General features: G+C 71.3%; 12 protein-coding genes. 9 read left to right on the forward strand and 3 right to left on the reverse strand.

All coding sequences use genetic code 11. The features are described 5' to 3' along the window. Nucleotides 1-349: 349 nt before the first annotated feature. From ACFY15_RS35630 to ACFY15_RS35660, 7 genes are all read left to right on the forward strand, one after another. Nucleotides 350-565 (forward strand): hypothetical protein, encoded by a 216-nt coding sequence (locus tag ACFY15_RS35630; protein WP_390826929.1) that lies wholly within the window; start codon nucleotides 350-352, stop codon nucleotides 563-565. A 128-nt stretch (nucleotides 566-693) separates the two neighbouring features. Beyond that, nucleotides 694-1,203: a hypothetical protein gene (locus ACFY15_RS35635; RefSeq protein WP_390826930.1), complete on the forward strand. Its 510-nt coding sequence runs from the start codon at nucleotides 694-696 to the stop codon at nucleotides 1,201-1,203. Between the two features lie 66 nt (nucleotides 1,204-1,269). After that, nucleotides 1,270-2,793, forward strand: coding sequence for an SPFH domain-containing protein (locus ACFY15_RS35640; RefSeq protein ID WP_390826931.1), 1,524 nt, complete (start codon nucleotides 1,270-1,272; stop codon nucleotides 2,791-2,793). A 178-nt stretch (nucleotides 2,794-2,971) separates the two neighbouring features. Beyond that, the gene (locus ACFY15_RS35645) at nucleotides 2,972-3,706 is read left to right on the forward strand and encodes a hypothetical protein (RefSeq protein WP_390690721.1); all 735 of its coding nucleotides are present in this window, start codon (nucleotides 2,972-2,974) and stop codon (nucleotides 3,704-3,706) included. A gap of 61 nt (nucleotides 3,707-3,767) precedes the next feature. Continuing rightward, the gene (locus ACFY15_RS35650; protein ID WP_390690720.1) at nucleotides 3,768-4,004 is read left to right on the forward strand and encodes a hypothetical protein; all 237 of its coding nucleotides are present in this window, start codon (nucleotides 3,768-3,770) and stop codon (nucleotides 4,002-4,004) included. Nucleotides 4,005-4,485: 481 nt separating this feature from the next. Then, entirely contained in the window at nucleotides 4,486-5,361 is an 876-nt protein-coding gene (locus tag ACFY15_RS35655; protein ID WP_390826932.1) for a universal stress protein, read from the forward strand. Nucleotides 5,362-5,412: 51 nt separating this feature from the next. Then, nucleotides 5,413-5,961: a GNAT family N-acetyltransferase gene (locus tag ACFY15_RS35660; protein ID WP_390826933.1), complete on the forward strand. Its 549-nt coding sequence runs from the start codon at nucleotides 5,413-5,415 to the stop codon at nucleotides 5,959-5,961. Here ACFY15_RS35660 and ACFY15_RS35665 read toward each other — a convergent pair. The 3 genes from ACFY15_RS35665 to ACFY15_RS35675 all read right to left on the reverse strand — a co-directional run bounded on the left by ACFY15_RS35665 (nucleotide 5,884) and on the right by ACFY15_RS35675 (nucleotide 7,711). Next, the gene (locus ACFY15_RS35665; RefSeq protein ID WP_390826934.1) at nucleotides 5,884-6,522 is read right to left on the reverse strand and encodes a hypothetical protein; all 639 of its coding nucleotides are present in this window, start codon (nucleotides 6,520-6,522) and stop codon (nucleotides 5,884-5,886) included. The two genes, ACFY15_RS35660 and ACFY15_RS35665, sit on opposite strands and share 78 nt — an antisense overlap. A 36-nt stretch (nucleotides 6,523-6,558) precedes the next feature. After that, nucleotides 6,559-7,023, reverse strand: a complete 465-nt coding sequence (locus ACFY15_RS35670) for an isoamylase early set domain-containing protein (RefSeq protein WP_390826935.1) — start codon at nucleotides 7,021-7,023, stop codon at nucleotides 6,559-6,561. 322 nt (nucleotides 7,024-7,345) lie between these two features. Continuing rightward, the gene (locus tag ACFY15_RS35675; RefSeq protein WP_390690714.1) at nucleotides 7,346-7,711 is read right to left on the reverse strand and encodes a DoxX family protein; all 366 of its coding nucleotides are present in this window, start codon (nucleotides 7,709-7,711) and stop codon (nucleotides 7,346-7,348) included. Nucleotides 7,712-7,771: 60 nt separating this feature from the next. On the opposite strand from ACFY15_RS35675, the gene ACFY15_RS35680 reads away from it, so the two are divergent. Further along, nucleotides 7,772-8,653, forward strand: coding sequence for a LysR family transcriptional regulator (locus ACFY15_RS35680; protein ID WP_390826936.1), 882 nt, complete (start codon nucleotides 7,772-7,774; stop codon nucleotides 8,651-8,653). Nucleotides 8,654-8,855: 202 nt separating this feature from the next. Beyond that, complete coding sequence (locus tag ACFY15_RS35685; protein ID WP_390690713.1) at nucleotides 8,856-10,130, forward strand: DUF4241 domain-containing protein; 1,275 nt, start codon at nucleotides 8,856-8,858, stop codon at nucleotides 10,128-10,130. Nucleotides 10,131-10,259: the final 129 nt, after the last annotated feature.

Here is a 10,259-nt window from a genome sequence, read left to right on the forward strand (position 1 = left end):
CATCCCCAGAGAGGCGGCAATGAACGGAAACCCCGCCTGCCACGCCCTTGCCCTGGCAGCGGCAACACTGCTCATCCTCCCGCTGCCGATCGCCATTCCCGCCGGATGGACACCGTCCACGCTGCCCTCCCGGCCAACCGCGGTCGCCTACGCCTGGGCCGCCGTGTGCCTGTACGCCCTGGCTCCGCTCAACGCGATCCCGCGCATGGCGGGCGCGCCGGCACCAGTGGTGATCGGCTGCACTGCGGCGGGCGGGCGTGGTCTTCAGTGTCGCTGCCGTTGCCCTGCTCATCCACACCGCGTGGATCACACGGCGCGCGACGGCACACCACTGGAGAGAGCCCACGCCATGAGCGCGACAGACCTCAGCGCCCGGGTGCGCAGCCTCCTCACCGAGTTTCGCCTCGCAGTGGCCCTGGTGGCCTGCGGCGCTCCGACGGCGTTGGCGGGGGCCGTCTTCCTTCCGCGGCCGGGTGCCGGAGCCCCCGTGGTGGTCGTCGGTCTCTCCTGCCTCGTCACCGGGCTGGTGATGCTGGGCGAGGGGGCCCGCAGCAGCTGCCCGTGACGGCATCCTGCCGCCCACTGTGCGTTAAAGCGGCGTAAAGATTGCCGACGGCAGGCAATGTGTGCCGCCGTGCCGCGCTGGCACGATGCCGTTGTCGGCGAGAACGCCAGCGCAACGGGGAGGTGCTCATGGGCTTGCTTCTGGGTCTCGGCATCGGGGGAATCGCCCTGCTGGCGTTCTCGCTGGTGTTCGACGGGGTCCTCGAAGGCGTCTTCGACGGTGCCCTGGGCCCCCTGTTCGACGGGTGGCTGTCGCTTCCGGTGATCGCGGGCTTCGTCTCGATGCTCGGTTTCACGGGGGCGATCGTGCTCGGGACCACAGGTCTCGGGCCGGAAGCGGCAGCCGCCACGGGCTCCGTCGCCGGGACGGCCACCGGCTGGCTGACCTACCGCCTCAGCCGCGCCCTGGCCCAAGGCGAAAGCGCCACCGCGCCCCGCCACGCCGAGCTCGTGGGCTCGACCGGGACCGTGGTCACCGCCATCCCGGCGGCCGGCTACGGCGAAGTCCTGCTGCGGCTGGCCGGCCAGCCGGTCAAGTACGCGGCGCTCGCCGACGGACCCATGCCGCTGGGCGCGGAGGTGTGGGTGACGGCAGCCCCGTCTTCCACCTCAGTCAGCGTCCGCGCCGTCGAACACTGAGCCCTCGCTCCACCAGTTCACCCATCACCGATCTGCCCCTGTGCCAGCGGGCAGGGGGGATCCACCATGAGTTCAGTCGTCACCGCGGTCGTGGGAGTGCTCGTACTCCTCGTCCTGCTCGCCCTGGCCGTCGTCACCCGCTACAAGGTCGCCGGCCCCAGCGAGGCGTTCATCATCACCGGCCGGCGCGGCAAGAAGTCCACCGATCCGGCCACCGGTCAGGTCTTCACCGACAACAGCGGCCAGAAAGTCGTCGTCGGCGGCGGCGTGTTCGTCGTCCCCTTCGTCCAGCAGCGCTACACCCTCGACCTGTCCAGCCGGCACATCCCGATCGCCGTCCGCGGCGCGGTCACCTTGCGCGGCATCAAGGCCCACCTCGAGGGCGTCGCGATCGTCAAGGTCGGCGGCAACGAGGACGCCATCCGCGCCGCCGCGCAACGCTTCCTCCAGCAGCAGGACGGCATCGTCGGCTTCACCCAGGAAGTGCTCTCCGGCGCCCTGCGCGCCATCGTCGGCCGGATGTCGGTCGAGGACATCATCCGCGACCGCGCCGCCTTCGCCGGCCAGGTCGCCGAAGAGGCCGAGGCCAGCCTCTCCGGCCAGGGTCTGGTCCTGGACGCCTTCCAGATCCAGGACATCACCACCGAAGGCTCCTACCTCGAAGACCTCGGCCGCCCCGAAGCCGCCCGCGCCAAACAGGAAGCCGACATCGCCGAAGCCAGCGCACGCCGGGCCGCCGAACAGGCCCGCCTGAAGGCCGAAGAGGAAATCGCGGTTGCCCAGCGCACCCTCTACCTGCGGCAGGCCGAGATCAAAGCCGAGACCGACGCCGCCGCAGCACAGGCCAACGCCGCCGGCCCCCTCGCCGACGCCGACCGCCAGCAGCAGATCCTCACCGAACAGGAGAAAGTCGCCGAACGCCAGGCCGCGCTGACCGACCGCCAGCTCGACACCGAGGTCCGCAAGCCCGCCGACGCCCGCCGCTACCAGGCCGAACAGGAAGCCGAGGCCAAGCGGGTGGCCCGCGTCAAGCAGGCCGAGGCCGAACGCGCGGCCGCCATCGCCGCCGCCCAGGCCGAAGCCGAACGGGCCCGCCTGACCGGTGAGGGCGAGAAGCAGCGCCGCTCCGCCCTCGCCGAGGCCGAGGCCGTCGAGGGCGCCAAGCGCGGTGAGGCCGAACGCGCCCGCCGCGCGGCCATCGCCGACGCGGTCCGCCTGGAGGGCGACGCCGAAGCCGCCGCCATCGCCGCCAAGGGCGCGGCCGAGGCCGAAGCAATGCAGAAGAAGGCGGACGCCTTCGAAAGCTACGGCGACGCCGCGAAGATCCAGATGCTGGTCGAGGTCCTCCCGCAGGTCGTCGCCAAGGCCGCCGAACCGCTGTCCGCCATCGACAAGATGACCGTCATCTCCACCGACGGCGCGAGCAAGCTCTCCCGAACCGTCGCCGACAACGTCACCCAGGGCATGGAACTCCTCACCTCCGCCACCGGCGTGGACCTCGCCCACCTCCTCAGGGGCCTGACAGCCACCCAGCCGGAGGCGGCCCCCGTCCCGGCGTCATCCAACGGGAAGATCACCATCACCGGCTGACCGCAGAGCCACGAGGGCAACGTATCGAGGTCTCGCCGACGGGGGATACGGCGAGACCTCGACCGGCGACAGCAGCGCACCGAGAGACGGCCTGTACGGCACACAGGCTGGTGTTGAGCGCACGCTGCCCGGCAGCTCAGCCGCTACCCGCCGGGCATTCCACCAACCGGAAGGATCCATGCGCACCCCGAACAGCCTCATCCACCTCACGCTCGCCTCGACCGCTCTGGCGGCGGTGCTCCTGACCGGCTGCACCGCGCAGGGCGAGCCCCGTCCGACAACGCCGGCGGATGCCGCCACGGCATGGCCCGGCAGCGGGCCTGCACCTGCCGGCCCGGCACCGGACATCCGCATCGAAGCCACGAACAGCAGCATGCGAGGACGGACCTTCCACGCTTCAGGAACGACCACCGCCTTCCCCGGTGCCACCCAGGAGACCTGGTCCGACCCGAGACAAGGGCTGCACATGAAGGTCACCGGCCCGGTATCCGGCGACGTCTACTGCAAGGGCACCACCTCCTACACCAGCGCACCCCTGCTCGCCGCATCGCTGCGCCAGCGCGGACAGTCGATCACCCTCCCCGATCGGCTGGCCGACACCTACGTGACCAGCACGACCGCATCCGGCTGTGACATGTACTACCGGATTCCGGATACCGCCCGAGCCGCTCCGGCCCAGGACCGGCTCCTCGACGGCAAGCAGACCTCGGCCTTCGAGACCCCCGCCGGCAGCACCCAGGACGTCTACTTCCTCGAGGACGGCAACCTGCGCCTGGCCCAGGTGGAGTCCTCGCGCGACGGCCGGACGAGCACCACCACCTACGACTCCTACGGCGAGTCGTTCACCATCGAGATGCCCGCCGCCGCAAAGACCATGAGCATGGAGCAGTTCAGGACCGCTGTGAACGGTTGAGCAGCGGCCCAGCGGCGCTGGTCTCGCCCTCGCACCCACCACCTGACGAAAGGACCCGCCTGTGCGGTACGACGACGAGCCGGTCTTCAAGCGCGGCAAGTGGTCGAAGCGCTACTACTACAACCCCGGCAATCCGATCGGGCTCGCCCTGATCATCATCAGCTCCGTCGCCGTCGGCATCATGATGCTCCTCATGGCCAACCGGGCCGGCCCCTTCGCACCAGAGCCCACCCCTACCCCCTGGAACCCGCCCGTCTACGACGACAACGGGCCACCACCGTCGCCCACCCCGCCGTGAAGGCCGCTGGCTCGTTCGGGCTGGCCGGCCATGGCGGTGCGGGTGCGGTTCCCTGGTGCGGTCCGCGAGTCCTGGGGCGCGGTCGAGGACGTCCATGACCAGTCGGTAGCGGGCCGCTGCCGTTGCGGACCATCATGTCGGGACGGGGTCGTGGTCGTCCCGGACCGGCAGCCAGGTGGTTGTGACGGCACGAGAGCGGGCGTCCAGCTCCGAGACCGAGGGCGCGGTCAACGCGGTCGTGTCCGCTCCTGCGGGTGGGGGTCGGTGACGTTCGCCGACTGAGCCGATGCCGGCACCCTCGCACCGCCGGCACGGGGAACGACAGGGGAGCACCAGCCCTAGGGAAGGGACCGTCGGCCCTTCTCCACACCTGCCCGGCCCGGGGAGGGTGAACCCGGTGGCACCCGGTCCTTCACCCGCCCGGCGCCGCCCGTCCGGCCATCGCCCCCGATGCTCGCGCATCAGTACGGAGGACAGACCTGTGAAGCGCACCCTTGTCGTCGGAGTGGACGGCTCCGCCGAAAGCCGGACCGCGGCCGAATGGGCGGCTCGCGAAGCCGTACGCCGGGACCTGCACGTCCATCTGATCCACGCCTGGCTGTGGCAGCCGCTCGCCCTCCCGGTCGTCCAGGACCGCGACGCCGAGGCACGCCGTGCCCAAGAGATCCTGCAGGAGACAGAGGCCGAGCTGCTGCACCGCCACCCGCAGCTCTCCCTCTCCACGGACGTGGTGGCGGACCTCCCCGTGCCGGCCCTGCTGCGCGCCGCCAAGGACGCGCAGATGCTGGTACTCGGCACCCGCGGGCACGGCGCCCTGGCCGGCTTCCTGCTGGGCTCCTCCGGGCAACAGCTGATCGCCGCCGCCGAATGCCCCGTCGTCTCCATCCGCGCCCGGCACGGCATGGCGGGCCCCGGAGCCGACGAAGGCGAGGTGGTCGTCGGCCAGCAGGGCGGCGTGGAGGAATCCGCCGACGTGCTGCGCTTCGCCTTCGAGACGGCAGCGGCGCGCACCGCGCCGCTGCGCGCGGTCCGGGCCTGGAGCCTTCCCCCCATCTACGGCTACAGCCCCGGCTCGCTGTGGATCGCGGACCAGGTCGGCGGACTGGAACCGTTCGAGAAGGCCGCGCTGGAGCAGGCGCTGGAGCCGTGGCGGACCAAGTACCCGGAGGTGGACGTCGTCACGCACGTGGAGCTGGGCAGCGCGGGCCACGTACTGCTGTCCGCCGCTTCGGATGCCGGGCTGCTCGTCGTCGGCCGCCAGATCCGTGAGTCGGCGCTGGGGGCGCGCATCGGATCGGTGGCCCATGCCGTCCTCCACCACTCGGCGTGCCCCGTCGCCGTCGTGCCACACCACTAGGCTGCCGAGGGGAACGGGTGTTGGCGGGGGGGCCAAGGAACTGATCGCAGCATGGTGACCCTGCGCGCCCTGCCCCTCGACGACGCCCCCGCCCTCACCCGCATCAACAGCGGCGCCTCGGTCCGATACACGACCGGCCGCGCGCTCCCCCTCGACCAAGCCCAGGAGAAGATCCGCAGCGCCCTTGCGGGGGCGGCCGAGACGCCGAGGGCGCAGTGGAGCCGGGGCATCCTGCCGCCGACGAGAGGATCGGCCTCATCGCCCTGCGCCGCCGCTCGCCCGTCATGGGCACCATCAGCTACATCCTGCCGCGAGGACACCTGGAGCCACGCCACCGACGCCGCCCAGCAGGTGGTCGCCTTCGCCTTCACCACCGCTGGCCTGGACCGAGTGGAAGCCATGCACCACCCCGACAACCCGGCCTCCGGCCGCGTCCTGGCCAAGGTCGGCTTCACCTGCACCGGCACCACCGACCAGCCCGCCGCCGACGGGGCCACCGTCGAGCTGGTAGCGGCACGGGGCTCAGCAGTCGTGGCGATGCGTGTAGGGGGTGTCCGGGCAGTTGCGGCAGACGAAGAAGTACATGCCTCCGCCGCCTAGGTACATGTGGTGTCCGAATGTGTCGAGGGCGGCGGGGTCTGCTTCGGCTCGCCAGGACGGGGTTTCGGCTTGGTCCCGGCTGGGGTTGCGTTCGTCCAGGGGGAGCCAACGGCCCATGCCCGCCTCGGTTGCGGTGACGCTGAGCAGGTGCTCCATGCGTGTGCGGCAGCCCGCGCAGTCAGGCCAGTCGGGCTGCTGGGTCCAGCTCGGATAGCCGCCGACCTTGCTCTGCTGGGTGGTGGCCACCTCGAAGTAGTCGAAGCCGCGTTCTTCCTGCAGGGCCTCGAAGCGCTCGCCGATCTGCTCGCTGAGTTCGTCAGGAAGGTCCCAGTTCGGGTATTCCAGGGCTGGCGTGGGGGACACCGTGCACGGGCGGGGCAGGTAGTCCTCCTCCGCGGTGTGCGGACGGGGCGGTTGGCCGTCAGCGACGTCGGCGGCCGTCTGGGCCGTGTTGCGCCAGTGGAGCCGGGGGTTGGCCGCGTACTGGTCGTCCTCGTGTACGAGCGGGCACCACAGAATCTGCAGTAGGTCGGTGCCGGCAGGGAAGACGAGGTCGGGCACATCCCGTGCGAGGGCAGCTTGCCCAGGGCCTTGTGGTTACGGGCCGTCCCGTCCCGGGCGCAGGACGTCGGCGTAGACCCGGGCCCGGACCCCGGGCTGATGAGGCCATACGGTCGCAAGTGGCGGTCGGCGACGGCCCGGCGCCAGCGGCCTGACCCGTCCTCGAAGGCCGGCCCCCGTCCCAGGCGGAGCGGGGGCGCCGTCGTTCGTGTGCCGGTCAGGTGTGGGGCTGTTGGGGCCGTCCTGGCCGTCGGCGGTGTCGTCGTTGAACCAGTAGTCGCCGGCGGCGAGGTAACGCAAGGAGTGGGCGCTGTGCGCGGGCAGGGCGACGGTGGCGGTACACGTGCCGTTGCCCTGGCTCTCAAGAGGGTGTGCGGCGGGGTTCCAGTGGTTGAAGTCCCCGACCACGCTGACCGGCCCCTCGGGGGTGTCCTCGGGCAGGACGAAGGTGACCTGCATCCGGCCCTTGAACCGCTTGCGTTCCAGCACGTAAGTCTCCATAGGGAAGTCGTCGGGGGTGCGGGCATCCTCGCGTGCGCGGCAGCCGGCCTGGGCGTGGCGTGCCGCGCGACGGCCCGCAGCTCACCCGGCCGGATCCTCTGCCCAGCCGCTCTGAACGTGCCGTCGGGGGCCCGGGCGCCCGTAGCGGGGCCCGGCCGGGGTGGCTGCCGTCCGGCCGGGCCCCGCCCTGCGTGGACCTCTCATCGCTCTGTCACCGTGACACGGGCCCGCTGCCTCCGCCCGAGGTACGGGGCCGGATGGGGGTACTGACCTGTCGCAGCGAAGGCTGAGTGTTCTCATCGAACCGTGAGTGGTGCCGCCTTCAGGAGGACACGGTCAAGGCCAGCGAGGCGACGGCGGTGGCGAGGAAGAAGCCGGGAAACGCGAGGTTGTGGAGCACACGAGCGCGCAGATGGTAGGCGAGCGCGCCCAGGTAGAGCAGGACGAGACCGCAGGCCGCGGCGGCGCCGAGGGGGCGCAGTGCGGTGTTGAGGAGGCCTAGGAGGAGGCCCGCCGCACCAGCCAGTTTGAGGGCGGCCAGCCAGGGCAGCCACGATCGGGCGACCCCCACCTGCGCTGAGTTGGCCAGCACGAGGCGCGCCCCGGCGAGGTCGGCGGCGGCGATACCTGCGTTGGCAGCGGCGGTGAGCAGGGTGACGACGAGGAGCGCGAGCTGGGTACCGGTCATGCCGCCAGGGTCCGCGGGCGCTTCTACGCCGTCCAATATCTGCTTCTATAACCTGGTGGCATGGACGTGGACATGCGCCTGCTTCGGTACTTCGCCGCCGTGGCGGAGGAGGGCAGCCTGACCGGAGCAGCGGAGAGGCTGTTCGTCTCGCAGCCTGCGCTGACAAAGCAGATCCGGCGCCTGGAGGACGATCTCGGGGTACGGCTCTTCGCGCGTTCGCGATCGGGGATGGCGCTGACCGAAGCTGGTCGTGAGCTCGCCTCGCGGGTGCCCGCACTGCTGGACGGCTGGGATGAGGCGGTGCATGCAACCGGCCGAGCGGCGCGGGTGCTGCGCCTGGGTTTCCTGGACGCCGGCGCAGTGGGTGGCGTCCCCGAGGTCATCGCCGAGTTCCGCCGGGCGCATGCGGAGTGGCGCGTGGAACTGCGGCAGTTCGGCTGGTCGGACCCGAGCGCCGGCCTGGCCCGGGGCGAGGTGGCTGCGGCAGTGGTGCGTTTGCCGTTTCCGGGGCAGGAGAGTTTCGCGTTGCGGGAGTTGTTCGTTGAGGAGCGCGGGGTGCTGCTGCCGGCTCGGCATCCGCTGGCGAACAGCGAGACGGTGGAATTCTGGAAGTTGTGGGACGAACCGTTCGTCGCGGCCGCAGCCGGGACCGGAGCATGGAGGGGGCACTGGCTGGCGGCGGAGGAGCGGGACGGGCACCCCGTCCGGGTCGGCGCCGTCACCAGCCTTCCCGACGAGTGGCTCGGAGCGGTGGCCGGCGGCTGCGTAGCGCTGGCCCCGGCGTCGGCGGCCCGTTTCTACTCCCACCCGGACGTGGTGTTCCGTCCAGTGCGCGGGGTCTCACCGAGCCGGGTGGGGCTGGCCCGCCCTCGGGGGCGGACGCACGAGGCGGTGCTGGATGAGCTGCTGGAGGCCATCGCGCGTCGACTGACCGGGAGTTGACGACGGGGCAGACACACCGCCGGCGCGCTGCCGGGCCAGGTCGGCACTGCTCCCGGCGGCGGCCGCGTTGACTAGAGGTCATGGACCGGATAGTCGCAAGACCGTCTGGGCGGAGCACACCCCTCGTCCGGCCCCGCGGGACTGTTGTCACAGCCTGCAGCTACCTTGCTCGAGAACATGCAAGGGGCAGGAGGGGGCGGTCGTGGTCGTCGATGTTGGGTACGCGCAGGGATGGGACCCGGAGTCCCGCGCCGTCTGGCGGACGCTGTCCGTCGGGGAGGCCCGGGAGCGCGACGCGGCCGGGCTGCCCTACGTGGTGGTGTACCGGACCGCGGGCACGAATTCGCCGTTGGAGGTCCGGCTCGTCTCCTGGCGGGACCACCACGTCGGGCTGTGGGTGTACGACGACCTGGGCCGCCGTACCCACGACCTGGACCTGAGGCTGCTGGACGACCCGGCGCGGCTGTTCCACCGGTACTCCATCGCCTGGAACTACCCGGACCCGGAGACGGCGGAGTTCGATCCCAAGTGCCCGCGCGTCATCCTGGACCTGTTCCCGGACGGGAGGGGGCGGCGGAAGGAGGAGCCCCGGGGGTACGTCACCTCGGCCGACCTCCGGGAGGACCAGCGCTGGATGGACCGGCCCGCTTTTGGGGAGTGGCCGCTGCTCTCGGCGCGGGTGCACGGGTTCACGGAGCCGCCGGTCTTCGAGGCGGGCGAGCTCCTCGAGGACGACGGCGGGGATGCCCCCGCCTCCTGCTGGCGGCCGCCGCGCCCCGCGCAGCCGGGCCGGATCGGCGACTTGTTCCGGCCCGGGGTGCGGGTCACCGACGGGTACCACCCCGAGCAGACGGTCGTCGAGCCGCGCCGGGTCGGCACCGTGCACGTCCCCAGTGGGCTGCTGGCCGTTTCCGGCCTGTTCACCGACCACGAGAATGGGCCGCACATCACGGTCCCCATCCCGCCCGGGGAGTACGTGCTCGACGAGGCACGGGTCGCATACAGATACCACTGCGAGTGGCGCAACGCCGAGGTCGAGACCACGGACCCCACGGCGGTCCGTTTGCTCCTCGGCGAGAGCCCTGCCGCGTCCTGGGAGATGGCCCTCGGGGCGGACGACGACCTCCGCATCTTCATCGAGAATCAGATAGCCGGCTTCGACACGGACGGCGCCACCGGCTGCTTCGCCGATGCCGGATCCTTCGAGTCGCTCCTCTCGCTCTTCGAGCGGGGACTGATCGAGGGGGAGCCGGACCTCCACGGGTACGAGGACCTCACCGACGGGTCGATGTTCATCCACCGCACCTGGGACACGGCCACCGGCGGCGAGCTGATGGCCTTCGCGACGACCGGGGACGGTACCTACCCCGTGTGGCTGGGGCGTTCCGATGCTGACGAGTTGGTCAGCGTCGTGGTGCTGATCGAGGGGATACCGCAGATCCTTTCCGAGAGGGACGAGGCCAGCGCCGATGTCTGAAACGAGATTCCCAAGCGGCCGGCACCGTTGCTCATATTGATCAGAAACTCATGGGGTTCTCGTCCAGGACGTAGCGGACGTGTGGGCCGCCGAAGTAGCCGCGGACGATGTGCGGCTGGCGCTGGCGTC

Origin of the sequence: Streptomyces sp. NPDC001373 (genome assembly GCF_042895815.1) — a bacterium.
Classification (GTDB): Bacteria; Actinomycetota; Actinomycetes; order Streptomycetales; family Streptomycetaceae; genus Streptomyces.

Excerpts from the sequence above, each read along its gene's own strand:
- ACFY15_RS35630 (WP_390826929.1), top strand. The coding sequence starts at position 350 with ATGAGCGCGACAGACCTCAGCGCCCGGGTGCGCAGCCTCCTCACCGAG.
- ACFY15_RS35635 (WP_390826930.1), top strand. The coding sequence starts at position 694 with ATGGGCTTGCTTCTGGGTCTCGGCATCGGGGGAATCGCCCTGCTGGCG.
- ACFY15_RS35640 (WP_390826931.1), top strand. The coding sequence starts at position 1,270 with ATGAGTTCAGTCGTCACCGCGGTCGTGGGAGTGCTCGTACTCCTCGTC.
- ACFY15_RS35645 (WP_390690721.1), top strand. The coding sequence starts at position 2,972 with ATGCGCACCCCGAACAGCCTCATCCACCTCACGCTCGCCTCGACCGCT.
- ACFY15_RS35660 (WP_390826933.1), top strand. The coding sequence starts at position 5,413 with ATGGTGACCCTGCGCGCCCTGCCCCTCGACGACGCCCCCGCCCTCACC.
- ACFY15_RS35670 (WP_390826935.1), bottom strand. The coding sequence starts at position 7,023 with ATGGAGACTTACGTGCTGGAACGCAAGCGGTTCAAGGGCCGGATGCAG.
- ACFY15_RS35675 (WP_390690714.1), bottom strand. The coding sequence starts at position 7,711 with ATGACCGGTACCCAGCTCGCGCTCCTCGTCGTCACCCTGCTCACCGCC.
- ACFY15_RS35680 (WP_390826936.1), top strand. The coding sequence starts at position 7,772 with ATGGACGTGGACATGCGCCTGCTTCGGTACTTCGCCGCCGTGGCGGAG.